20 protein-coding genes and 1 pseudogene are annotated in these 22,819 nt (G+C 66.7%); 8 read left to right on the top strand and 13 right to left on the bottom strand.

All coding sequences use genetic code 11. The features are described from left to right. Nucleotides 1–167: 167 nt before the first annotated feature. Nucleotides 168–650: an Hsp20 family protein gene (locus tag ACSQ2H_RS22340; protein ID WP_436063645.1), complete on the top strand. Its 483-nt coding sequence runs from the start codon at nucleotides 168–170 to the stop codon at nucleotides 648–650. A gap of 74 nt (nucleotides 651–724) precedes the next feature. Further along, nucleotides 725–1,018: a hypothetical protein gene (locus tag ACSQ2H_RS22335; protein ID WP_436063644.1), complete on the top strand. Its 294-nt coding sequence runs from the start codon at nucleotides 725–727 to the stop codon at nucleotides 1,016–1,018. A 271-nt stretch (nucleotides 1,019–1,289) separates the two neighbouring features. On the opposite strand, the gene ACSQ2H_RS22330 is transcribed toward ACSQ2H_RS22335, so the two are convergent. Beyond that, the gene (locus ACSQ2H_RS22330) at nucleotides 1,290–3,014 is read right to left on the bottom strand and encodes a hypothetical protein (protein WP_436063643.1); all 1,725 of its coding nucleotides are present in this window, start codon (nucleotides 3,012–3,014) and stop codon (nucleotides 1,290–1,292) included. Nucleotides 3,015–3,287: 273 nt separating this feature from the next. Between ACSQ2H_RS22330 and ACSQ2H_RS22325 the strand changes: the two genes are divergently transcribed. The 4 genes from ACSQ2H_RS22325 to ACSQ2H_RS22310 all read left to right on the top strand — a co-directional run bounded on the left by ACSQ2H_RS22325 (nucleotide 3,288) and on the right by ACSQ2H_RS22310 (nucleotide 6,238). Next, nucleotides 3,288–3,536 carry a hypothetical protein gene (locus ACSQ2H_RS22325; RefSeq protein WP_436063642.1) on the top strand — a complete coding sequence of 83 codons (249 nt, stop codon included), beginning with the start codon at nucleotides 3,288–3,290 and terminating at the stop codon, nucleotides 3,534–3,536. A gap of 259 nt (nucleotides 3,537–3,795) precedes the next feature. After that, nucleotides 3,796–4,026, top strand: coding sequence for a hypothetical protein (locus ACSQ2H_RS22320; RefSeq protein WP_436063641.1), 231 nt, complete (start codon nucleotides 3,796–3,798; stop codon nucleotides 4,024–4,026). A 99-nt stretch (nucleotides 4,027–4,125) separates the two neighbouring features. Further along, entirely contained in the window at nucleotides 4,126–4,329 is a 204-nt protein-coding gene (locus tag ACSQ2H_RS22315) for a hypothetical protein (RefSeq protein WP_436063640.1), read from the top strand. Between the two features lie 631 nt (nucleotides 4,330–4,960). Then, nucleotides 4,961–6,238, top strand: a complete 1,278-nt coding sequence (locus ACSQ2H_RS22310) for an Nramp family divalent metal transporter (RefSeq protein ID WP_436063639.1) — start codon at nucleotides 4,961–4,963, stop codon at nucleotides 6,236–6,238. Between the two features lie 43 nt (nucleotides 6,239–6,281). Here the strand turns inward: ACSQ2H_RS22310 and ACSQ2H_RS22305 are convergent, their stop codons facing one another. From ACSQ2H_RS22305 to ACSQ2H_RS22290, 4 genes and pseudogenes are all read right to left on the bottom strand, one after another. Beyond that, entirely contained in the window at nucleotides 6,282–6,482 is a 201-nt protein-coding gene (locus ACSQ2H_RS22305) for a hypothetical protein (RefSeq protein WP_436063638.1), read from the bottom strand. 154 nt (nucleotides 6,483–6,636) lie between these two features. Then, complete coding sequence (locus tag ACSQ2H_RS22300) at nucleotides 6,637–7,239, bottom strand: thermonuclease family protein (protein WP_436063637.1); 603 nt, start codon at nucleotides 7,237–7,239, stop codon at nucleotides 6,637–6,639. 2,665 nt (nucleotides 7,240–9,904) lie between these two features. Beyond that, nucleotides 9,905–10,938, bottom strand: a pseudogene (locus ACSQ2H_RS22295) (IS110 family transposase). Nucleotides 10,939–11,106: 168 nt separating this feature from the next. Continuing rightward, entirely contained in the window at nucleotides 11,107–11,610 is a 504-nt protein-coding gene (locus ACSQ2H_RS22290; RefSeq protein ID WP_436063636.1) for an N-acetyltransferase family protein, read from the bottom strand. Between the two features lie 226 nt (nucleotides 11,611–11,836). Between ACSQ2H_RS22290 and ACSQ2H_RS22285 the strand changes: the two genes are divergently transcribed. Next, nucleotides 11,837–12,487 (top strand): DUF433 domain-containing protein, encoded by a 651-nt coding sequence (locus tag ACSQ2H_RS22285; RefSeq protein ID WP_436063635.1) that lies wholly within the window; start codon nucleotides 11,837–11,839, stop codon nucleotides 12,485–12,487. Further along, on the top strand, nucleotides 12,484–12,894 hold the full coding sequence (locus ACSQ2H_RS22280; RefSeq protein WP_436063634.1) for a DUF5615 family PIN-like protein: 411 nt from the start codon (nucleotides 12,484–12,486) through the stop codon (nucleotides 12,892–12,894). The genes ACSQ2H_RS22285 and ACSQ2H_RS22280 overlap by 4 nt, the downstream gene beginning before the upstream one ends. Before the next feature lie 1,300 nt (nucleotides 12,895–14,194). Here ACSQ2H_RS22280 and ACSQ2H_RS22275 read toward each other — a convergent pair. The 8 genes from ACSQ2H_RS22275 to trbE all read right to left on the bottom strand — a co-directional run bounded on the left by ACSQ2H_RS22275 (nucleotide 14,195) and on the right by trbE (nucleotide 22,819). Further along, on the bottom strand, nucleotides 14,195–15,055 hold the full coding sequence (locus ACSQ2H_RS22275) for a HEPN domain-containing protein (protein WP_436063633.1): 861 nt from the start codon (nucleotides 15,053–15,055) through the stop codon (nucleotides 14,195–14,197). A 167-nt stretch (nucleotides 15,056–15,222) separates the two neighbouring features. Next, the gene (locus ACSQ2H_RS22270) at nucleotides 15,223–15,888 is read right to left on the bottom strand and encodes a TrbI/VirB10 family protein (RefSeq protein WP_436063632.1); all 666 of its coding nucleotides are present in this window, start codon (nucleotides 15,886–15,888) and stop codon (nucleotides 15,223–15,225) included. 467 nt (nucleotides 15,889–16,355) lie between these two features. Beyond that, on the bottom strand, nucleotides 16,356–17,297 hold the full coding sequence (trbG, locus tag ACSQ2H_RS22265) for a P-type conjugative transfer protein TrbG (RefSeq protein WP_436063631.1): 942 nt from the start codon (nucleotides 17,295–17,297) through the stop codon (nucleotides 16,356–16,358). Then, the gene (gene trbF, locus ACSQ2H_RS22260; RefSeq protein ID WP_436063630.1) at nucleotides 17,294–17,980 is read right to left on the bottom strand and encodes a conjugal transfer protein TrbF; all 687 of its coding nucleotides are present in this window, start codon (nucleotides 17,978–17,980) and stop codon (nucleotides 17,294–17,296) included. The genes trbG and trbF overlap by 4 nt, the downstream gene beginning before the upstream one ends. A gap of 16 nt (nucleotides 17,981–17,996) precedes the next feature. Continuing rightward, on the bottom strand, nucleotides 17,997–19,154 hold the full coding sequence (gene trbL, locus ACSQ2H_RS22255) for a P-type conjugative transfer protein TrbL (RefSeq protein ID WP_436063629.1): 1,158 nt from the start codon (nucleotides 19,152–19,154) through the stop codon (nucleotides 17,997–17,999). Nucleotides 19,155–19,359: 205 nt separating this feature from the next. After that, nucleotides 19,360–20,073, bottom strand: a complete 714-nt coding sequence (locus tag ACSQ2H_RS22250) for a conjugal transfer protein TrbJ (RefSeq protein ID WP_436063628.1) — start codon at nucleotides 20,071–20,073, stop codon at nucleotides 19,360–19,362. After that, nucleotides 20,070–20,342, bottom strand: coding sequence for a hypothetical protein (locus ACSQ2H_RS22245; protein ID WP_436063627.1), 273 nt, complete (start codon nucleotides 20,340–20,342; stop codon nucleotides 20,070–20,072). The genes ACSQ2H_RS22250 and ACSQ2H_RS22245 overlap by 4 nt, the downstream gene beginning before the upstream one ends. Before the next feature lie 23 nt (nucleotides 20,343–20,365). Then, a complete protein-coding gene (trbE, locus tag ACSQ2H_RS22240) occupies nucleotides 20,366–22,819 on the bottom strand; it encodes a conjugal transfer protein TrbE (protein WP_436063626.1) in 2,454 nt (817 codons plus the stop codon).

The raw sequence follows: 22,819 nt of genomic DNA, 5'->3' as shown, positions 1-22,819 counted from the left end.
GCCGGCACGACCGGCCAATCACGATGCAAGAAATCTCGCTTGCAGGCTTGAACCCGCCTGACCGCGATCTAAATCCTCGCTCGCTGGACGCCTTTTCGGGTCCAGGTCAGGGAGCCCAGGGGTCCTGGCGCTGCCCGTTCAACTTGCTCTCGTTTGAGGAGATGGACATGCGAGCTGCTTACGACTTTTCCCCGCTCTATCGATCGCTCATCGGCGCCGACCACATGGCCGTCCTGGTCGAGAACGCGCTGCAAAGCGTGGGCGGGCGCGACTATCCGCCTTACGACGTCGAGAAGACCACCGACGACGGTTACCGGATCAGCCTGGCGGTCGCCGGCTTCCGCGCCGATGAGCTGGAAATCACGGCGCTGCCCAACTTGCTTGTGGTCCGTGGTCGCAAGGGCGAACCTGCGGCCGAGGTCGCCTATCTGCACCACGGGCTGGCGCTGCGTCCGTTCGAGCAACGATTCGAGCTTGCAGACCATGTGATCGTAACCGAAGCCCGCTACGCCGACGGTCTGCTCGTGATCGAGCTTGAGCGCCAGATCCCCGAAGCCTTGAAGGTCCGGCGCATTGCCATCGACGCCCCCGGGGCCGCACCCCCCGATAGGCTGGTCGATCAGGATATTCGGCCTCAGGCGGCCGCTTAGAGGGGCGGCGCGAGGCTCCTCCCGCCTCGCGCAGTCCTCCCCCTTACGAAAGGAAGATTTCGGAGAGAGACGCCATGCTTCTGGCGACAACGGAGCAACAGATCCACACCCTTGGCCTGAGCGCCGGGCGCGAGCGCTGGTTGCGTCCGGCGGTAGGTTTTCTCCATCCAAGAGACGTGCTGAAGGATCCAGACCTTACGCTGGCGGACAAGCGCGCCGTCCTTGCCTCATGGCTGTCGGACGCCTCGGCAGTGCAGGATCAGCCGCATCTGCGTTGGCTGCTCGGCACGCCCGAACCCGTGGCGGCCGCCGATATTCGCGAAGCGCTCGCACGACTGGACCACACGGATTGGACCGAGCGCCAATGACGACCGGCGAGCGCCCCGGCGACCCTCGGCGCCAAGGCGTACTCGATGGCCGCGGTATTCCGGCGCCAGCGTGCGATCATTGAAACGCCTGAACGACGGCTGGCGACCCTCGCAGCCTCTCTCGAAGCCTGAGGTGCTGCGCCAGGCGGCCAATCGATCGAGGTCGACGTCCTCGAAGTTCGCGGCCGGCATGCAGAATGAGCCGCGGCGGCCAGGAGGGCGACGACCTCGTTCAGGCCTTGGGAAGCACGCACCCCAGCAAGGCGCTCAGCTAGATCCCGAACACTTTCATACCGGCGTCGATCATGCCCTCGATGCCCCGGCGGACCTGACCTGTGCGTCGCCCGGCCAGGGGGGCCTCCTCAATGATCAGGACGCCTTCGCCTTTGTCCACGTGATCCTTGAGGAGTTGCTCGCGCCCAAGGAAGTAGGGCCAGAACGTCTCAGTACGGGTCACTGAATAGGCAAGGTCGGTGGAAAAGCCGACCAGCTGGTCTTGGGCGAAAATCCGCCCCTGCTCGGCGCGCTCGACGCGTACTCCGCGCCCGCCCTTCACCACCAGCCCCACCGGGCCATGGAAGACCAGGTAGCGCAGTTGGAGGGTGAGCCAGGCCTTGATGGACAACAAGCGCCAATGGCTGGTGATGCGTAGCGGCTGTGCGTTGGACTGGACCAGCGCCGCCAAAGCGCGGGGCTGCAGCACGCAACGCGCCCCATCCGGCAAGGTCAGCATGGTGACCTCCGCGAAAGGGTCGCGCACCGCGGAGACGGTCGTGACCTCGCCCTCACCGCGAAGTCGGGTGAGGAAGATGAGGCCGCTCGCCAAGCTGGTGATGGGATGGCGCCGGTCGACAAACCATTGCGTGCTCTTCGCGCCCGTAGCGCTGCTGGTCTGCAGATAGTCCTGGCGCACCAGCAGCTCCTCGCCTGCGGCGAGCCTCACGCCGATCGACGTCGTCGATCTTTCAGCTGGCGCGATCTCCGCATGCGACGCGGTGGAAGTCGGAAGCCGGATCGCGGGACGCCGCATGACCAGCGGCGCGAGAACGAAGTAGCAAAAGAGCCGGATCAGGAAGGGGAGGGCTACGATCAGCGCCAGGGCGGCCGCGGCCTGCCAAAGGACGCTTGAGAAATGAACACGCGCAGCCCACAGCGAAAGCCTTCCGCCCCATGATCTCGCCGCATCGGCGCGCTCCTTCGCAAGTTGCTGTTCGAGACCACGCGTCACTGACCCGATGTCGCCCCCACTCCAGCCGCGGCTCTGGGCGTAAGCTCGTCGCGCGTCGTGGTAGGCCTTCAGCCTAACTGCAGCGTCGCGCTGGGCGTAGGCGGCAGCCGCCGCCGTGCGACACCGCTCTTGTGCACCAGACCTCAGATCGCCGTGGCGCCCGCGGTCATGCAGGTATGAGCGAAACTCCCAGCTGTCCTCGAACGCCGACAGCGCCTGCGCCGATGATCTGCACGCCTGCATGGCCCGAGAGGCGTCAGCCTTTGCAGTCTCCAGTCTGGTCGTGAGGTCTGTCGGAAACCTGCCCAGGTCCGTGCGCTTGGCGAGTTGATCCCGCGTGGCCCTCAAGCCGGTGATTTCCCGTTCCCTGTACTGGATCTCCAGCTCCAGCTGACCCTCTGCCCGCAGGGCCTCTGTGTCGGCCGACAGCAGGCTCTTGGTTCTGGCGAGGTCGCCCAGCCGCCGCTTCTCCGCAGCCGCCTTGGCTTTCACCGCGTCCTCGAGAGCCCGGTCCAGCTCGTCGACGCTCTTGCGTTGCGCGGCTGTAGCGGCCGCGGTCAGGCGTCGCTCGGTTGCCTCACGCTGCGTCTCGAGCTCACCTCTGACGGCTTCGAGACGGCCGACGCGCTCGGCTTGAGTATGGGCACGCGTCCACTCCGACTTGAGCCACGGCGCCACGACCGCACCGACGAGGATCGCCGTGACGAGCGCGACATAGAGCACCACCTTGCTTCCGAGCCATCCGAAGATCGCCTTGAGCGCCGACAATCATCCCTCCGATGCGAGCGGGACCAACCGCCCCGGGCGGCTCCGTCTTGGGCCAGGTCAGCGCAATGCGCAAACGCCGCATCGGCCGCCGCCGCTCCAGTAGGCCGCGCAGGAATCTGGCGGGCCGATGAGGCTCGAGCCTCTTCTGGCGGAAATCGTCGCCGGGCGCCGACCTTCCGCTCCCGGATTCGGGACGGCGTTTTCGCTCGGCGGCCTGCTTGACGACGACCGATCAGGTTCTAAATCCTTCAGCCGTTCAGCTTGGAGGTATCAATGAAAGCCATTGAAATCATCCCAGCCGAGGGTGGCTGGATGGTGCGCAGCGACGCCATCGAAAACGATCTGTTCTTCCGGAGCGGAGCATCCGCTGAGAGCGCTGCGATCCGCTTGGCGCAAGGCCTCGCGGACGCCGGGGAGCATTCGGATGTGCAGATCTACCTTCGCGACGGCTCGCTGGCGCGTCGCTTCACCGTGCCGTCCATCAAGAGGCTCGAAGCTTTAATGATGCGCGACGTGGCTTGATGCAGCGCCGGCCCGATCCTTACAAAGGGCGGAACTTTTGGCGTTCCGGGCGGGCACGCTCTCGGCGTCCACGAATGCATGTCGCGGATCTGCGCTCCTGCAGAGGGCGGCCGCGCATCACCGTCGGCCACCCAACGATGTCGCTTCTTGGAGCGTGAGTGCGGGCGCAAAGCCAGGGCCTGCCAACGGGGACCTAGTTGCCCGGTGCCCGCCCGCCTCACCAATGTTGGCGGCGCCGGCGTCCGCGAGATTCGGGACGATGCGGATCCTGGAAACCAACGGGCGCTCCGTCAGTTTCGCAGCAATGGGTGGCAAGATGCTTCCATATTCGATCGCCCTGAGCTCAATCCTCGAGGATTGGCTCATCCGCGCGTCACCCCAGGAGCTTGAGGTGATCCGAAAGCGCATTGCCGTCTGGCCGGACGACGACGCCAGAAGCCGAGCCGCCGAGATCATCGCTCGCCGTTCCCTCAAGCAGGCCCGATCCTGACCGCCTGTCGCGCCTCGGTGCTTGCGGCGAAGCTCCGGCTTTTGCCTCACTGCGGACAGAGGCCCGCCGGCCCATGATGTCATGGGAAACGAAAGCGCGATGCAACTCACCGTCACACGAGGCCCGCCAGGATCTGAAGCTAGGCAGCAGATCGACTGCGACACCGACGCTGAAGCCCTTACCGAAGTTTGGCGGATGCTCGTCAGCCATCCAGCCCCCGACCTGCTGGATATCTGGTGGAAACGGTCCGATGGCGTGGAACTTGGCCTTGCAGATCTCCAGTGCTGGGCCCGCGAACGCTAGGTCACAGGCCGCCGGGCGCCGCCGGTATCCTGCCGGGCCACGGTCCGCCTTCGGCCCGCGCGGGTACTTGGGCAGATCATGACAAACCTCATGCCCTGCCAAATCTGCCCCTGTTCGGCTCAAGGGTCGTCGGCGAATAATTAGCACGCCGGCACAGGTTAAGGGCTAATGCTATCGCATCGGCGCGATCACCGGTCGAATAGCGGTGAAAATACAAGGCCGAGCAATGACCTCGCCGACTCCAAGCGGTCGGATGGCCGTCATCATACTCACAGAGCTGCCAGCCAGCGTCGCGGGCAGGGGTGAGCGCGTCGAGGATCGGCGCGACAGGCGCGGTGGAGTCCGGGCCGACGGGGGACGCCGTCACCGCCTTACGGTCGGCGCCCACCTTCGCGAAGCCGCTGTCAGGCCCCCGCGAGCCTGCGCTTCAGTTCACAGTCGTCGTCTTACGTGGTCATGGACGGTGCAGCGCACGGATCGGCCGCGCGTCCGTAGGTTATGTTCGCGCGGCGCAGGGCTCCCGAAGTGAAAGCGCTCTAGGCCCCCCGCACTAGAGGCGCGCCGCCGGAACGAGGCCCAACGCCAACCGTTGATCGAGCGCGGAGCGTATTGCGCGCGGCTGGCGACAGCGATGTTCGTGAGCAGTCTAAGGCGTAGGTTTCGGTCCATCGCCCTGGCCGATCAGCTCGGACCGGGTCTGGTCACCGGCGCTGCGGACGACGATCCGAGCGGGATCGCCACCTATTCCCAGGCCGGCGCGCAGTTCGGATTCGGGCTGCTTTGGACCATGCCGCTGACCTATCCGCTGATGTCCGCGATCCAGCTGGTCAGCGCCCGCATCGGCCGGGTCACCGGCAAGGGCCTGGCGGCCAATCTCTGCGAAGTCATGCCCAAAGGCCTGGTTCTGGCCCTGGTCGCCCTGCTGTTCATCGCCAACACGATCAACATCGGCGCGGACCTGGCGGCAATGGGGGCCGCCACGCAGCTCAGCCTCGGCGGGGGCGATCATCTATCGGTCATCGCATTCGCGATCCTGTCGCTGCTGCTGCAGCTCTTCCTGCCCTATGCCCGCTACGCCCGCGTCCTGAAGTGGCTGACGCTGACCCTGCTCGCCTATGTCGCCGTCCTGTTCATGGTCAAGGTCGACTGGGCGCAGGCGGCCAGAGGCCTGGTCTGGCCGCGCGGGCCGCTTGGCCCCCCGGAAATCCTCACCATCGTCGCGGTCTTCGGCACCACCATCAGCCCCTATCTCTTCTTCTGGCAGAGCGCGCAGGAGATCGAAGAAATCGATCGAGATCCAAGCGCCGCCCCTCTGAAAGACGCCCCTGCACAGGCGCGCAGCGAATTAAGGCGCATGCGCATCGACACCTTTGTCGGCATGGCCGCCTCCAACCTGATCGCCATCGCCATCATCATCAGCACCGCGACGACCCTGCATGCGGCGGGCAAGACCGATATCACCAGCGCCGCGGACGCCGCCGAGGCCTTGAGGCCTGTCGCCGGGCCGTTCGCCTTTGCATTGTTCAGTCTGGGCATCATCGGAACCGGTCTCCTGGCGATACCGGTTCTCGCCGGCTCGGCCGCCTATGCGATCGGCGAGTCCCGCGGCTGGAAATGCGGCCTTGAGTACAAGCCCTGGGAGGCGATCGGCTTCTACCTGGTCATTGCATTCGCCACCCTGGTCGGCATCCTTATCGACTGGTCGCCGATCGATCCGATGCGCGCCCTATTCTGGAGCGCCGTCGTCAACGGCGTGATCGCCGTGCCGATGATGGCGGCGATGATGTGGGTGGTGAGCCGCCATCGACTGATGGGGCGCTTCACGGCCGGCCTGCGCCTCAAGATCTTCGGTTGGCTCGCCACCGCTGTGATGGCCGCAGCGGTCCTGGCCCTGGCGATCGTGCGATAGTTGAGCCGGTCAGGCCGAGAACCGGGTGTCTGCGCCGCCCCGCCTAGTCGAGCGCCAGCTTAGTCTCGCAGTTTACCCCCTCGGGATCGAACACAAGCTCCACCGCTCCCCTGGACTTCGGCAGGGCGCTGTCGAACAGGCGCGAGCCGAAGCCCCGGCCGGCCGGCGGCGACACCGCCGGCCCGTCGCATTCCCTCCACTCGATGAAGAGGAAGTCGGCTCGGACCGTCCAGCTGAGCTTCACCCGTCCTTCGGGGACCGACAGCGCGCCGTGCTTCGTCGCATTGTCGCCAGTTCATAGATCCGCGGACAGCAGGCGCTACTAGGTGAAATTAGGAGCTGCGGCGCGGCCGGTTCGCCGGGCGACGGCAAGGCCCGACGCGCGCGTGGCGCCTGCCTCAGCGACGGTAGGGCTCGCAGGCGACGCCGTCATTGTCGCCATCCCATTCATGCTGATAGCCGGGTTCGCCTCGCCTGGCGCCGCCCTGCGCCCTTAGCTCTGCGCAGGACATGCGGCTGCTCGTCTGACCCCGTTCGGTCGTCAAAGCCCGCGAGCTGAAAGGCCCGGGCGTCTGCTCCACGCCGTTTCCACCCTCTTTGACGTCGGCCCTCAGCATGGCCTCGCCGACCGCCTGACCATCGATCGAGCACCGCGCCGCGATGCTGTCGTAGGTTCCAAGACCTGCGACACATCGGGCCGTCCGCCCTGACGCGATGCGTTCAAGGGCCGCTCGCGCCGAGCGTCCGGAGACGCGGCCGTACTCGGGAGCGGAGAAGTCGGCCAGCCGCACCTCAACCCAATCGGCTCCCTCACGCGGCCCTACGGCGACACAGAAGGAGTCGCCGTCGATCACGTGCACGACGGGCCCGGAGAAGACGCGCCCAAACGCGAGGTAGGAGGGGGGAGGGCCGCCGTCAGGAATGGCGGTGCAGGGATCGGCCCTGGCCAGTGCGGGCGCGAAGGCCAGCATCGCCAGGCTCGCCACGACAATCGCCTTCATCACCCCTCCTGACCTTGCAAGCACATCCACTGATCACCGCACCGGCTTTCCAGGCAAGAGACGTCGATGGCGGGGTCGAAACAATGCGTCGGACGTAGGTCGCCGACGCACGGGGGCACGGCGGAGCTCGAGAGCTGGGCGGAGGCTTAGGTAGCTGGCGGTGAACCCGTCCCGCTCACGATCCTAAGGGGCCTTTTCCTCTTCGCGCAGCGGCGCCGTAGCCCAGGGATGCATGTCGCGGATTTCCGACCTCTGGAGAAACGGTGGCTGTGCGTCCCGGAGCATAACCGCCAGGCATGCGACGAGGTCGCGCGTTTGAGCCGATCGCCTGCGAAGCCTGAATGAACGAACGCCCAATGAACTCGTCTCCCGACCGGAGAGCAAAGTTAACAGGCGGCCGTGCTCGCCGGCCCTTACCTATGTTGTTGGGGATGCATCAATCCCAGGGCGGCCCATCTTCTTGCTCGGCCGGCTCAGCCAGCGGCGTGCGTTCGCCATTGCGCACCTTATCCCGCCAAAATTCCCGCGCGCCTTCGGTCAGCGCAAGTCAGGGCGGCTTCTGACGCAGGGGACCGAGCGGGTAGGGGATCGCATGAAGCGCGATGGCGAGGTCTTCGATCTTTTCGTCGGTCATCCCGGGACCGGGATGACGATTCCATTTTTGCGGAGCAAGTTCCACGGACCTGGAACTCCAGGCGTCTCACGCAGTTTCAGGGATGGCCATGCTGTCCAGGCAGGCCGTCCGGGATCACCACCAGATCCTTACCTGCGATCGCACCGCCTCCGTCACCCCCAACGGAGGCGGTGTCGTATGCGGCCTGTCTGCGCAGTCCGGCCCTGTGGGCGCGGGCACGTGGCCATGAGCTCCCGACGTGGCCGGCTTTCTCAAGCAGGCTGAGACTTTCCGCGGATGGCTCCGCAGGGCCCCTGCGAAGCACCGCGAAAATCGCCGAATAGAGCCGCCGCTGCATCTGTTCAAATGCCGAGATTGATAATGACGCGGGCTAAGCCGCTGCTACGCGGTTGCGAGCGGAACGCCTTCGCGGACGACCGGCGACCCGGTGCGCGCGCCTGATGATCCGACACCTAGCGGACTTGCACGAACGAGGATTAGGGTGATGCCAAGGGCCGTCAGCATGACGCCGGCCGCATGGCCATTCGTCACGCAATCATCCAGGAAAAGCCATTGACCACGTCATCTCGATTGCAGGTCGGCCGCGACGTTCCATGGGTGACAAGCTGGTCGGACGAGAAGCTGACCGGCGTCGCTCGCTGCCCAAGCGTGGACGGGGAGTTAGCCGTCCGGCAGCGACACGATCCGGGCGCCGGGCGACCGCTCTATTCAAGGAACCACCTATTCAGGCAGCGACGATCCGTTCGCGAGATGCTCTGTCCCATGTGCGGACAGCCGACGCCGGACGATGACCGTTGGAGTCAGACGGCGACATTCACCACGGCGGGGACCATGCGCAACCGCGGGTTCGGGTGGGCCTTATGTGCATAACGACCCATTCAACATGATCGATCCTAACGGGCAGGATTCACTGCAGCTGGGAGTCAATATTCAAGTTGGACCGCTGCGTTGGGGGTGGGGGAGTTACCGTGTCGGTAAGGAGAAAGGGGACGTGCTGCGGCCATCGAGTTCATCCATCGGACGGTACAGCTCAAGTGGTGGTGGGCTTGGTCTAGCGTTGGGTATTGAGGTTCAGGCGACGTATTGTGAAACGTGCTTTGGCGTATCTGACATCGCGGGGAAATCTGCAGGCCTACAGGTTGATTTGGGCTTAGGTGGAGGTATCGGCGAGACTTCGGCCAAAGAGGTGCCAGACGGGTTTGGCGGGACTATGATCGCTGGCGGCACTGGCAAGCAGACTGTGAGCGGTTCGATCGGAGCATCGGCTGGGTTTGTACCTATCGGGCGCGACACGACAAAGGTAACGCCATCTGGCGGAGTGGAGGGGAAATCCTCGACCGAAAACAAGTCGTGGTGGACGACGCCTCAAGACGTTTTGCTTAGGAAGTGATGCAGTGTCGAAGCGCGAAAAACTGGCGCTAACTGTCAAATATGTCGCTATTTGGGGTGTTTCGTGTGCGGCAACCATTTGGTTTGCGCCGCGCACCTTGGCATATTTCATGTTGCCGGTGTTATGGATTTTGTTCGCGTGGAGGATTGTGGTCGTCCTGCGGCGATGAGAACTTTCAGATATCATCAGGGCCTGGTTGGTCCCGTTGGTGAACCATTGCAGCGCTGCCCGACACGCGCCCGAAACTCAGCGAGACGGTCTAATTGTTGTAGCGGTCAGCAGGAGCTCGCCGGCGGTACTCAACGGGACGGATCCAGCTGATGGCGGCGTTTCCAAGAGCGGACCTTCAGATGGGGCCGCTGTCAGCCTTGCCGCCAAAGTCCGTGTGTGGACGCCCCTACGGATGCAAGATGGTTTTTCGAGAGTTTAGGCGCGCAGGTTCAGGTGCTTCCGTGTGTCCGGCCTGATGGTTGCGGCCTTCGTCGCGGCCGCTGGCCTGTAGGGAGTTCGCGGACCGGGTCCATGCCGCAATTGCGCCCTCGAGGCGCTTCAGACATTTCTGGTTCTCCCGGCCCCGTCTCATTGACCGTTGCGCCATACGTCTCGTCTGACCTTCCTGCCTCCTCTGACGTCTCAGGCCATCACAGCGATCGGGCTGCCGCGGCCGGAGTTCTGTAGGATCCGCCGTGCGCCATCAGCGCCCAAACGATCCTCGCGATCTTGTTGGCGAGCGCCACCGTCACCAGCATGCGCGGCTTGCGCGATAGCATGCTGGCTAGCCAGGGGCTTGCCCGTGATGGGTCTCGCGCCGCGACCTTCGCGGCGGAGCTGGCGCCGAGGATCAGCAGTCGGCGCAGATTGCGCTCGCCCATCTTCGAGATGCGCCCGAGCCGCTCCTTGCCGCCGCTGGAGTTCTGCCGGGGCGTGAGCCCGAGCCAGGCGGCGAAGTCGCGACCTCGTCGGAAAGTGTTCGCTGGCGGCGCCGACGCCACCAGCGCTGTGGCCACAACCGGCCCCACGCCCGGAATTGTCATCAGCCGCTTGGCGATCGGGTCGGCCTTCGCACGTGCTCCGATCTCGCGGTCGAGCGTGGTGATCTTCGCCTGCAGCGCCTGAATGCTCTCGGCGATGATCGTCAGGATCGGACGGGCCTGATCCGGCAGATCCGTCGCCGGATCCGCGGTCAGCTCGATGAGCCTACGAACGTGTCCGGGCCCCTGGGGCACGACGTAGCCGAACTCTGCCAGGTGGCCTCGCAGGGCGTTGCTCAATTGGGTGCGCTGACGCACCAGAAGGTCCCGAGTCCGGAAAATAACGGCAGAGCCCTGGGCCTCGGCTGTCTTGGGCGTGACGAAGCGCATCGTCGGACGTAGCGCCGCCTCGGAGATCGCTTTGGCGTCGGCCATGTCGTTCTTTTGCCGCTTCACGAACGGCTTCACATACGACGGAGGGATCAGCCGACCTCATGGCCAAGCGCGCCGAGCTCGCGCGCCCAATAGTGCGCGCCGGAGCAGGCTTCCATCGCCACCAGGCAGCGCGGCTGGCCCGCGAAGAACGCGAGCATCTGATCGCGCCTTAGCTTCTTACGGAACACGACCTCGCCGGCCGCATCTGCGCCGTGCGCCTGGAAAATGCTCTTCGCCAGATCGAGCCCGATCGTCGTAACCTCGCCCATGGACGCCTCCTTCGAGTGGTGTTTCAACACCTCCACTCTGGCACTTCGATGCCGTCAGGGGGCGTCCACCCCATCGCAATTGGCGCCGAACCGACATCCTGCGTGGCGACGGGCAAGTGGCTCGAAAGCGAACGGCAGGAACGACTTTGCAGGGTGGTTAGCGGTCGTTCAACTCGCAGTCGAAAGCGGCCGTTCCATTGCGTAGTTGTGGATCGCGACGCCCCGCACTTCGAAGTCCCGTCGGTGCGATACTGTGAAGCCTTTCCGTTCGAAAAGTCCTTTAGCGAGCTCGCTCGCTTCCACGTAAAGGCGCTCGACACCCTGGTCGCGCGCGAGCCGCTCCAGCGCTTCGAGGAGGGTCAAGGCGACGCCAGTTCCCGCCGCCTCGGGGCGACAGTAGAGATGATCAATGTGTCCGTCAGCTTCCAGGTCGCCGTAGCCCAGCAAACGGCCTCGATCATCCACGGCGACAAGGGTGGTGCGGCCGTCGCCAGCTCTTGCCTGGACCGTCGCGGCGTCGACTGGAGCCGGCGCCCAGGCCACGACCTGTTCGGGTGAGTACCGTCGGCCGCCCAGCCGCTGAACAGACTCATAATAAAGCTCGGATAGCTCCGCTGCGTCTGTTTGCAGGTAAGGGCGAAGCGAGAACCGAGGTGCGGGATTGGAAATCATCCGGCTCGTCTAGTCTCCGCTGAGGCGGAAGTCAGCAAGGGGTCGGATCCGGACGAACGCGACGTCCTGCCGGCGGACCTTCAAACGAGTCTGCTTCCGCCCCTCCGGTAGTGGCGCATTCGCAACCTAGCTCGCCATGCTGCCGCCCGGGGCGGCCTGTCCTGGCATGAAGGGTTGGCGAACCAACTGCCAGCGCTTATTATTATTCTCTGATTGGAGAATGATTATGACGGACAGGGCGCGCCTCTACACGCCTTCCGAAGCGGCCGCCATTAGCGGCCTTCGGCCGAAGGCGGTGAACAACCTGATCGATAAGCACATCGTCGATGTGGCGCGTCCGGTTCGCGGCGGTCGCGCGCCGCGCCGCTACCTGACCCATAGCCACCTGCTGTGCATGCGCCTGGAACATTTCCTGGCAGGCTCCCTGCCGGTCGAGCGGCGTCAATGGCTGTTCCAAGAAGTGGCGGCGCACCCCGAGGCCAGGATGGTCAAGGCCAACAGCGTGCTGCATGTCGACCTGGCGCAGGCGCGCCGAGAGGTGGACGAGCGCGTCGAGGACCTGGAGGAGGCCGAGCGCCTGATCCATAGCGATCCGGCGGTGATGGGCGGCGAGCCGGTCTTCAAGGGCACGCGGATCCCGGTCTACGGGGTGGCGGCCATGCTCGAGGGCGGCGCCGATCGCGAAGACCTGCTGTCGGGCTACACCGCCCTGGACGCCCGCAAGCTGGACCTAGCCCAGCTCTGGGTCGCCGCCCATCCGCGTCGCGGGCGTCCCAAGCGTCTGGCCGACCGCGGCGTGGCTCCGAGTTCTACTAAGCGCGTTACGCTGATGGGCGACCCGCTCAAGGGCGCCAAGGGCGCGGCGGGCACGCGTTGAACATCCTGATCGACGAGTGCCTGCACGCCTCCCTGGTCGAGGTGGCACAGGAGCATGGCCACCAGGCCACGCACGTCACCTGGCGCGGCATGGGCGGGATGCAGGACTGGAACCTTATGGAGCCGATCCGCGAGGAGTCGCTGACCTTCGTCACCAACAACGCAAAGGACTTTCGCCGACTCTACGCCCAGGCCGAACTCCACGCAGGCCTGCTGATTATCGTCCCGCAAGTCCCGCCGGCGGCTCAGCGAGAGCTTTTCGCCGCCCTGCTGGAGGACATTGCGGGCGAGGAGTTGGTGAACGAGGTGGTGGAGATCGCTTTTGTCGAAGGTGAGGCGGCGATCAACCGCTACCCGCTGCCCGACGAGCCGGGCGAGCCGGAGGAGCCCACGGAGCACGACGCCTAGGTCGCGTTGGCGGCCATGATCTGGGCGTGGGCCGTGAACTTGTCGGAAAGCGCCACCCCGGCCTCATCGGAGAACGGGTCCATCTCGACGAGCTTGGCCGCCAGATCGAGGAGGTCCTGGGCGATGGCCCCTAGTGAGGGGGGCAGGCGGGCGATCGTGACGTACTGCTAGCGGACCATAAAACGAGTCCGCTTTCGACCGCGGAGCCTTCGTCTCCTAGTGGCGCTTCCGCGACCATGCAGCGGGAGGGCAGCTTCGAAGCCTCGATTGTCCACCTGGACGAGGCGGACAGGTTGGCGAAGCTTGTAGAAGCGCCATGCGCCACTCTGGCCAGCCGAGTTTCGCGACCGCGGAGTGGAGGCGGGCGTCCGGTAGGGCGACTTCAGTCGGCCCGAGGACGGGAGCCGTAGCGGCGCATAGCCTTGGGACGAGGCGCGCCTTCTCAGGCGACCCTCAGGGCTCGTTGAGTTGGCAGTCGGTGATCCGAAAGGCGCCGTCGGACTCCCGAGTGAACCTTGCCCGGAGCGCCAGCCAGATCTGGTCCGTTTGGACCTCGAAGCTGCCGCTGCAGGATCTGCGGATCTCCGGGGGGCCGGCGCGACTGTAATAGATATAGGGAATTACGCGCCAAGGCAGGCAACGCGTGCGCCTGCCCCCCTGCCTTGGCCTATTTTTTTCGCAGCCAACCTAACGGAAACCCTCGCGGGTTATGCGAATGCAGCCCTCACGACGGGCCGTCATGCCGGGTGCGCGTGACGCGGCGGGGGAAGGGCGACCTTCCCCGGACTGCGAGTGCGGAGGAGCGTCAGCTTGGCTGATGTGCAGTGAGTCCGCAGCTCAATGGTGTCAGCGCAGCCATCGAGCCGCGCAATGAAGCTTTCGGGGAATGGGCCGTTCGACGTGCCTCATGCCGCAGTGTTTTAGTCCGGTCGCCAGCTGAAATGCGGGTCTCGCAGCAAAGCTGACTGGCCCGGCTTCACTACCGCCTCGAATGTCCCCGCTCCGGCTGTGGGGGCTCGCTTAGGAGCGGGGCTCTTTCGGGGATCGCCGGGAGGGACATCCCAGCCGGTTTCAAACTCGCCGGGCCTCAGGTCGTTCCCTAGTATCGCCCTCAGGCTCCTCGCCCTCCCGCAGGCGCGTCGCGATGCTTGCCGCAATTTTCCGTCGCCCCCTCCTTCCAGCGATCTTCACGGTCGCAAGGAATTCAGGCCAAGCCCAGCATACTGCCGACGCTCTCCAGGCTTTGGGGGCCGCCTTCCGCCGCCGGTGGGGACCGGCGGTTTGGGGACTGATTGCGGACTTAGCGTGCCGCCCGGCGAAGCTGCTGCAGCTTCAGATCGCAGGCTTCCCTAACCAGGTCGCGCAAGGCTCCTATCCGCCCCTGAAGCCATGAGAGCTCATCAGCCGAGATCTGGTAGCTGGGGGAGTATCGCGCCTCCACATACGCCCGCCGCAGCTGTTCGAAACAGCGCTGCTCGAACCGGGTGGCGCGCGGCCAAGCCTCAATCAGCGATGGAGCAATTCGTTCGGCCTGCGAGCGTAGAAAGCTTAGGCGATGGGACTTTGGCGCATACAGCGTCTCGACGAGCAGCAAGCAGACGTAGAAGCGCTCGACTGCTTGGTGCAGTTCGAAGACCGCTATTTTCAGCGCACCGCGATCGGCATGGAAATTTGCGCCGACTAGAAATTCCGCTGCACTATCAAACCACTCCCTGAAATACCCCTCAGCCTCCTCCAGCGCCGCCTGCGGCGTCAGCGGTTCGGGCTTCACGAACTCGAAGCCCTCGGCCTCGTAGAGCGCGATCCCGTCACGCAGCACGTCGAGGAAGAACGGACGGCCTTTGCGCAGCTGGGCGTTCACGTCGGCCAGGCTATGCACGATGAAGTTCACCGGCGCCGACAGGCGCTTGGCGACCAGGCGCTCGCGCATCAGCTGGTCGTCGGCCGCAGCCCAGTACTCGACCACGTCGGTGAGGGCCTCGTGATCGACGACCACCAGCAGGTCGTAGTCGGAATAATAGCCGCCGACCGGATCGGCCACCCAGTCGCCGCGGGCATAAGACCCGAAGAGGATCACCTTCAGGATGCGGCCGTTCTTCAGGTGCGCATGGCTGCGGCCGGCCTTGGCCGCCTCGAACCCGTCGAACAGGATCTGCAGCACGCGCCCCAGCTCGGCGCGCTTGCCCTCCGGCAGATGATCCAGATCCCTCCGCATGTCCCTGTCTCGCGTCTCTACCCCTGATTGGCAAGGTGAAGGTCGGCCATGGCGGCGTCAGGGGCGGACGTTCGGGGTCGCGCTGCATCGCCCTGCGCCAACAACAGCAAGGCTCAGGCGCCGGCCGGCGGAAGGATGAGGTCTTTGTCGACGATCAGCCGCAGCGGCCATCCGGGACGCACCCGCAAGGTCGGCGCGCGGCGCAGGTCGCGTTCGACGATCTGTCGTCCGGTGTCGCTCGCCGTCGCCGCAAGCCCGCTCGCCGCGTCTTGCAGGACCAGGTTGTCCGAGCCCCGCGCCAGGCTGTTCTGAGCCGCCGCGCCGCCAATGCTGACCAAGGTCGAGAGCCCGACGGCGCGGGCGAGGGCCGGCGCATGGGTATCCACCTGGTCGGCGAGACCGCCGGCCCCGGTGACGTCGGCCGCCGACATCGCCCCGATGTCGAGGCTGCGCCCATCCGGAAACACGATCCGCGTCCAGACCACCATCACCCGATCCTGGCCGTGACCGACCTGGCTGTCATAGCGCCCGATGAGCCGCGCACCTTGCGGGATCAGCTCTCGACGACCAGTCAGGTGATCGAACACCGGCTCGGTGACCTGGGCGATCACCGGTCCTGGCAGATCGGAGTTGAGGCCGGTGACCAGGGCCGCCGGAATGATCGCTCCGGCTTTGATCTCGAACCGAGAGAGCGGGGCGGCGGGCAGGTGGGGCGAAACCGTGCCCGGGCCCGACGAGGCGATCACACCCTGCCGCGAGCCTCCGTCTGTCGAGTTCACATCCTCACTGTTCGATGCAGATCCGAGGCCCGGGTCAGGTGCTCTGGACGATGTAGAGGCCGCGCCGCGATGCCCGGCGAAGAACGGCCCAGACGCTCGGGCCGCCGCACGTTCCTGGGCGAGGGGGCTTGGAGCAGGGGAGGGGGCAGGCGCTTGCACAGCGGCAGGTGCGGCCCCCGCCTCATCCGGCGCCGGCTGGGGAGGCCGCAACGCCAAAGGGTCGTCGTAGGACGCCGGCAAACGACTATCGATTTCCACGGGCGCGGGGGCGGGCGGTTCGGCCGGGGAATTCTCTTCACGCGATGTCGGACGGCCGCTCCCGAAGCCGATCAGGAAGCCGGCGCCGACCACCAGCATCAGGGCGCCGGCGATCGCCGCGATCACCCAGGGCCGGTAGCGCGTCACCTGCGGCCGCGGCGCGCCAAGTACGCTCTGGACGCTGACCTTCCTGTGCGGCGCGGCCTCGCTCACGCCCTTGGCCCCAGGCGGGTGATCCGCACGATCGTCTGGGACTTTTCTCCAAGCCGCAGTTCGGCGCGCTCGATCAGGCGATCGACCACATAGTAGCCGCCTTGCACCCGGTAATTGACCAGCTCGGCGCGTCCGTCCTCGCCCAGCAGGAAGAGGGGCGGGGCCTCCATGGTCGCAAAGCCGGCTGGGAAGGCGATGAAGGTCTTGGCGCCGTCGTCGAACACCCGCACCGGGCTCCAGCGCGGCGTGCGGCCCTTCACCGTCGCCACCCGATAGCTGAAGTCCAGGGCCTCGATCGGCGCGCTCAAGGAGGTTCTGGCCGCCTCCGCTGAGGCGCGCGCCGCCAGCGCGCGGGCCTCGTCCAGCGGATAGTTCCAGCTCAACACGCTGGTATAGGCGCTTCCGGCTACGCTGCTCGCGTCGATGAGATAGGTGCGCTGGTCCGTGGTCAGGACGATGTTGGTGCGCAGGTCCGGCCGGATCGGCTTGACGAAGATGATCACCTGCTCGCCGCCAGGCGAGCCGGCGAGCGTCTCGCCCATCACCCAGCGCACGGTGTCGCCGGCCGCCTTGGAGATCAGCTTCTCGCCGGGCCGCAGCGCGATCGTGGTCAGGAACCGAGGGCTGGTGGTGATCGTGTAAATCCGGCCCGGCTCGTAATCATAGAAGATCGCCGAGTTCACATAGGCGCCAGGCGTCGGCCAGTCGCGGGCCTGGGCGTTGGCTCGGCCGATGGTCGCGCTGGACGCCGGACGAACCGCCGGCTTCGCCGCGGGACGCGCCGCCGGCCTTGGCGCGGCCTGAACAACCGCCCGCGCAGGCGGCGAGGTTGGAGCAGTCGCCGGTGGCCGTGCCGGCGCCGTCTGAGCCCAGGCCAGCGGCGCCCCAGCAAAAGCTGCGATAGCGGCGACCACGGCGAGGCAGGAGTTTCGGCTCATAGTTCACGGCTCCACTGGAACGAGGTGATGAAGACGCCAAGTGGATTGGCGCGCAGCTGCTCTTCTGTGCGCGGCTGGCGGACGGCCACGGTGAAGAGGCCGGTCCAGCGGGTCGGAACCTGCGCGGCCCCCTGCTCGAAGACCGTCTCTCGCCACTGCACCTGGTAGCTCGTGGGGCTGCGCGGCAGCACCGAGACGATCTCGACGCTGACGGCCTGCTGGCCGAGCCTGGCGAACGGGTCGTGCTCGCGCGCGTGAGCCGAAAGGGTGGCCTGGGCGTCGCCGGAGACGAAGCCGTAGGCGCGGGTCCAGTTCTGCCGCAGCACCACCGGGTCGGTGCTCTTGGAGCGCACCAGCTGCACGAACTCGGCGACGAAATAGCCGGCCTCCGCAGCGCTCGGCGCATAGACCCGGTCGGCCAGTTCGATCCGGCCGGGCCGGCCATAGCGGTCGACCGGCACCACATAGGTGGCGATGTGAGTGTCGAGCTCGCTCCATATGAAGCCGCCGACCGCCAGGGCGGCTACGCCGGCGCAGGCGAAAGCCATCAGCCGCCAGCTGCGCGCCTGCACCCTGGCCGAGCCGATGCGGTCGTCCCAGACCTGGGCGGCGCGGTGATAGGGCGTCTCCACCGGCCGGGAGTCCCCGTAGCGATCCTGCGCACGACGAAAGCCGTTGTCCATGGAGGCTCCTTTGCGGCTAGCCAGCCGTATCCGGCTTGGGCGGGGGCGGAGGCGGGGCTGGCGCAGGGTCGTCCGGCGGCCGCCGCGTGAACGACGCGCGCGCCTTGGCGGCGATCGTCGCCACCGGCGCGCGGCGATAGGCCGTGACAGTGTCGTGGCCAGCGCCCGGGCTCGGCGGCGCGCCTCCAGCCGGGGCGCCGGTTCCACCGCGCGTGCGCGGCGGGTTCGAAGCGGCCATGGCGTCAGCGGCCTTGGAGCCCGAGCCGGCTCCGACGAGGCCGCCCAGGCGCCCGGCCAGGGCCAGGCCGCCCACCCCCGCGGCCACGGCCGCGGCGCCGGCGACGGCCGAGCCGGCGCTGAGTTGCGGGCCCCCGCTCACCAGCGCTGCGGCGACGGACGGGATTTTCAGGGCGAGCATGACCATCACCACGGCGGCCAGCAGCAGCCCGCAGCATTCTTCCCAGCTGGGGTCAGGACTGACGGTGTAGGTGGTGAAGATCTGCTCCCCGATCGAGATGATCAGGGCCAGGGCCATCAGTTTCAGGCCGACCGAGAAGACGTAGCCGATCGACCGCTCGGAGAGGAATGCGGTCTGGGTGAGAATGCCGAACGGCACGACCACCAGGGCGATTAACGTGACCAGGTGGAATTCGATGATCGTAATGGCGATCTCCACCGCCAGGATCACGAAGGCGATGATGATGCCGACGACCGCGATGCCCGCGATAAGGATTGCGTCGAAATTGGCGAAGAACCCGGCGCCCAACGCCTCCTTGGATAGGCGCCCGATGTATTCCACCAAAGCGAACGCGACGTTGAGCCCGTCCGCCACCACCATCGACGGGGCTTCTAGTATGTCGTTCGTCGAAAGCGCACCGCCGCCGGCTTTGAGGCCAAGTGCGACGAAGCCATTAGCAACCGTCTGGCTCAGCGCGCGCCACCCGGTGATGACCCACGCGAACACGCCGAAGAGCATAACCTTTCGTATGAGAGCGGCTGGCACGTTGCGGCTCTCGTCCAGCGCCCAGAACAGGGCCGAGAGCGCCAGGCTGATCACGACCAAAAGCGCGAAGACCGTTTGAACGTCGCCCTGGATGAGTCCGAACCCGGTGCCGATCTGTTCGCTGAAGCGGGCGAGAAACTCGTCCAGGGCGGCTGGCGATGCGGTGGCCATGGCTAGATACTGTCACCGCGGAAGCGCCGGGGCCTGCGCGTGACCTTCGCGTTCTTTTCCGCGTTGGCGCGGCCTTTCTCGAAGACAGCCGCCCTCTCAGCATCGCTCAACCCCTGGCCTGCGGGTGTCGGTGTGGGACTGCTCTGCCCGCACCCCGCCAAGGACAGGAGGATCGCGAAGGCTAGGAGATTTGATATCGGCCGCATCAGATCCCGCTCCCGTTGAACCGCCGAGGACGCCGCGTGACCTTCGCGTTGCGTTGCGTATTGGCGGCCGCACGGTCAAACACCGCCCGCCGCTCCGCCTCGAACGTCTCGGCCTGCCGCGCCTGAGTGATCAGCAGCGTCTGCAGCTGCATGAACTGGGTGGAGAGCACGGCGAGCAATTGGTTGGTCGCCTGGACGGCTGCGGTTTGCCCCGCCGCGTCCTGGCTGGCGTCGACCGCCGCCCGCACCGCGGCGGCGGTAGCCGGCTGTGTCTGGGCGATCTGGTTCTGGACCGCCATGGCTTCTTGCAAGGTCTGGCGACTGGCCTGGCTCCAGGACGCCAGTCTGGTGGCAAGTTCCTTCGCAGACATCCCCGCCATGTCGGCGGGGTAAAGCTCGGCGAAGGACCGCCCGATATCCAGGGCCTGGTATCCGAGGCCCTGGGCCTGCTTCAGCAGGCCGGTGGCTTCCGAGACGATCTGGCCAAGCGGGCCGGTCACGTCGATGCCGAGCCGGGCGATCATCTGCGCCTGCTGGCTCAGCTGGTCGCGCAGGGCCTGGATCTGCTCCAGCCCCTGGCTGACCTGCTTAATCGCCTGGGTGACCGCAGCCGGATCGTAGACCGTCACCTGGGCCTGCGCGGGACAGACGATGAAGGGCAGGGCGGCGATGGCTCCGGCGCTGGCCAGTAATGCGCGTCGGTCAGGACTCATGGAGAGGCTCCTTCGCTCTTCAGTTCGTTGACGGGAAAGGACGGGCCAGCGGCCGCGCCGGCCGCTTCGCTGGACGTCAGGCGCGGCTTCAGGGCTCGACAGGCGAGCAGGACGGCGGCGATCCACCCGAGGCCCGCGGCGAGCCATAGAGGATCGTGCCTCAGGTGCGTCCCCAGCACGCAGACCAGCACGCCAGGCGTCGCCGCCGCGACGAGCGCCAGCCTGCGTCTGCGTTCACCGACGCGCAGCGGGCTGACAAGTCCGGCCATAGGGCTCCGAGACCACCAGCCGATCATGCCGCGGCGTCGTCGAGATAGGCGGCGACCTCTGGCAGGCCCTTGGCTGCGAAGAAAGCCGCGGCAAAACCGTGCTCGCCATGCTCATCGAGCAGCCGATCGATCAGGGCGTGATCGGCGGGCGCCCCGGAGGCGACGGCCGCCAACGCCACGGGCCCGAGGCCTAGCTCGAACAGCCGGTCGCCGGCGGCGCTCTGATAGTAGTAGTCGCGCTTGGGCGTGGCGGACGCCAGCAACTCCAGCTGGCGCTCGCTCAGCCCGAAACGCTCATAGAGCCCTGCGATCTGCGGGCTGAGCGCGTCGCGATTGGGAAGGAAGATCCGGGTCGGACAGCCTTCGACGAGGGCAGGCGCGATCGAGGAGCCGGCGATGTCGGCCAGGCTCTGGGTGGCGAAGACCACGGCGACGTTGGACTTGCGCAGGGTCTTGAGCCACTCGCGGATCTTCCCGGCGAAGGCGGTCGAATCCAGGAACAGCCACGCTTCGTCGAGCAGGACCAGGGTCGGACGTCCGTCGAAGCGCCGTTCCAGGCTGCGGAAGAGATAGGTCAGAACCGGTCCCACGGCGCCGCGGCGCGCCATCAGCTCGCCCATCTCGAAAGCCTGCCAGCGCGCGTCGGGCAAGCTGTCCCTGGCCGCGTCGAGAAGGCTTCCGTGCGGACCGCCCAGGACGTAGGGCGCCAGGGCGGCCTTTACCGACTGGTCCTGGATGCTGGCGGCGAGCACGGTCAGGGTGCGCTGCTCAGGCGGGCCGGCCGCGAGGGTCGCGAGCGCCGACCAGAGCGCCTCCTTCATGGGCGGATCTGCGACCACGCCTTCGGCCGCCAGCAGGTCGAGCAGCCAGTCCTGAGCCCAGGCCCGGTGCTCGGGCGCCTCAAGTCCTGCCAGCGGCTGGAACGCGACCTCGTCGCGCTCGCCGCCGAGGTCGTGGTGGCGCCCGCCGACCAGCAGGGTCGTAGCCCGGGCGCTGCGGCCCTTGTCGAAGATCACCACCTGGGCCTGCGGATAGCGCAGCCACTGCAGGGCCAGCGTGTTGAGCAGCACGGACTTGCCCGCGCCCGTCGGCCCGACGACCAGGGCATGGCCGACATCGCCCTGGTGCAGATCGAGCCGGAACGGCGTGGTCGCCCCGGTCAGGGCGTGGAGCAGGGGCGGCTGGGGGCCGGGCGCGCCGGCCCGGCCGCAGACGTCGCTGAGGTGGGCGTTGCGGCTGGGTCCGGCCCAGACCGCCGAGACCGGCAGCATGTCGCAAAGGTTGAGGGTGCTGACGAGCGGGCGGCGCACATCGGCATAGGCTTGGCCCGGCAGGCTGCCCAGCCACGCCTCGACGGCGTTGAGAGTTTCCACCTTGGCCACGAAGCCGGCCCGGTTGATCGCCGCCTCCACCCGGCGGACCTGTTCGGCCAGGCGGGCCGGGTCGCGATCGCAAAGCGTGATCGTCGGCGTGAAATAGCCGAGGCTGGCGGCGTCGCCGCCCAGCACCATCAACGCGGCGTCGGCGTCCTCGGCCTTGGCCCGCGCGTCGGGGTCCTCGAGCAGCGATGGCTCGTGGGTGATCGCCTCCTTGAGCAGGGCGCCCACGCCCTTGCGCTTAGCGAACCAGCGCTTGCGCAGGGCCGTGACCGCGCGCCGCGCATCCTCCTTGTCTAGCGGCAGGAAGCGGCAGCTCCAGCGATAGGCCAGGCCCAGCAGGTTGAGCTCATCGAGCAGGCCGGGCGAGGAGAGGGCCGGATAGGCCCTGATCGATATCGTGCGCAGATAGGACTCGCCGAGTTTCGGATAGAGGCCGCCCTGGAAGTCGTCGTCGGTCAGCAGGGCGTCGAGATAGGCCGGCGTCTGCGGCGGCGAGACGAGGTGGGCCTGGGTCGAGACGCAGGCGTGCAGGAAGCTCAGGGTGTCGGCGTCGTCGAGCATGCGGACTTCGGCCATCACCGAGCCGAGGATGTCCGCCACCCCCGCCACCACCGCCTGGAAGTCGGCCAGCGCGGCGCGGTAGAGCGCCTGCGCGCTGCGTCCTGCCGGCAGGTTCTCGACCAGCAGACGCTCGGCGCGGCCGATGGCGTCGGGCGGTGGAAGGTAGGTGAAAGTCAGGTAGTAGCGGCTCTCGAACTGCACGGCTTCCTGCTCGAAGGCCGCGCGGCGCTCCTCGTCGACGATGTGGCTCACCGGGTCGGGAAATCGGCCCTCCGGGTAGGCCTGAGAGGCGCGGCGCAACGCCTCGAAGTGCAGGCACCAGCGCGATCCCAGCCGGCGCAGGGCGTTGTTGAGCAGGGCGCGCGCGCCAACCAGGCCCTCGGCGCCCGTGCTCGCCAGGTCCGGACCGCGATATTCGAGCGTCTGCTGGAAGGCGCCGTCCTTGTTGAGCACGACGCCCGGCGCGATCAGGATCGCCCACGGCAGGTGGTCGGCCAGGCGCGAGGAGCGAGCGCGATACTCGTTGAGGAACAGCAT

The organism is Phenylobacterium sp. LjRoot97, assembly GCF_964254345.1.
In the GTDB taxonomy this organism is placed as follows: domain Bacteria; phylum Pseudomonadota; class Alphaproteobacteria; order Caulobacterales; family Caulobacteraceae; genus Phenylobacterium.
The sequence above is the reverse complement of the archived record's forward strand: the minus strand, read 5'-3'. Positions and strand labels throughout refer to the sequence as shown.

What these genes read in the sequence shown, in the direction of transcription:
- trbE (WP_436063626.1), bottom strand. Translation starts at nt 22,819, where the DNA reads ATGCTGTTCCTCAACGAGTATCGCGCTCGCTCCTCGCGCCTGGCCGAC.
- ACSQ2H_RS22290 (WP_436063636.1), bottom strand. Translation starts at nt 11,610, where the DNA reads ATGATTTCCAATCCCGCACCTCGGTTCTCGCTTCGCCCTTACCTGCAA.
- ACSQ2H_RS22300 (WP_436063637.1), bottom strand. Translation starts at nt 7,239, where the DNA reads ATGAAGGCGATTGTCGTGGCGAGCCTGGCGATGCTGGCCTTCGCGCCC.
- trbL (WP_436063629.1), bottom strand. Translation starts at nt 19,154, where the DNA reads ATGGCCACCGCATCGCCAGCCGCCCTGGACGAGTTTCTCGCCCGCTTC.
- ACSQ2H_RS22340 (WP_436063645.1), top strand. Translation starts at nt 168, where the DNA reads ATGCGAGCTGCTTACGACTTTTCCCCGCTCTATCGATCGCTCATCGGC.
- ACSQ2H_RS22245 (WP_436063627.1), bottom strand. Translation starts at nt 20,342, where the DNA reads ATGGCCGGACTTGTCAGCCCGCTGCGCGTCGGTGAACGCAGACGCAGG.
- ACSQ2H_RS22315 (WP_436063640.1), top strand. Translation starts at nt 4,126, where the DNA reads ATGCAACTCACCGTCACACGAGGCCCGCCAGGATCTGAAGCTAGGCAG.
- ACSQ2H_RS22285 (WP_436063635.1), top strand. Translation starts at nt 11,837, where the DNA reads ATGACGGACAGGGCGCGCCTCTACACGCCTTCCGAAGCGGCCGCCATT.
- ACSQ2H_RS22325 (WP_436063642.1), top strand. Translation starts at nt 3,288, where the DNA reads ATGAAAGCCATTGAAATCATCCCAGCCGAGGGTGGCTGGATGGTGCGC.
- ACSQ2H_RS22310 (WP_436063639.1), top strand. Translation starts at nt 4,961, where the DNA reads ATGTTCGTGAGCAGTCTAAGGCGTAGGTTTCGGTCCATCGCCCTGGCC.
- ACSQ2H_RS22335 (WP_436063644.1), top strand. Translation starts at nt 725, where the DNA reads ATGCTTCTGGCGACAACGGAGCAACAGATCCACACCCTTGGCCTGAGC.
- trbF (WP_436063630.1), bottom strand. Translation starts at nt 17,980, where the DNA reads ATGGACAACGGCTTTCGTCGTGCGCAGGATCGCTACGGGGACTCCCGG.
- ACSQ2H_RS22320 (WP_436063641.1), top strand. Translation starts at nt 3,796, where the DNA reads ATGCGGATCCTGGAAACCAACGGGCGCTCCGTCAGTTTCGCAGCAATG.
- ACSQ2H_RS22250 (WP_436063628.1), bottom strand. Translation starts at nt 20,073, where the DNA reads ATGAGTCCTGACCGACGCGCATTACTGGCCAGCGCCGGAGCCATCGCC.
- trbG (WP_436063631.1), bottom strand. Translation starts at nt 17,297, where the DNA reads ATGAGCCGAAACTCCTGCCTCGCCGTGGTCGCCGCTATCGCAGCTTTT.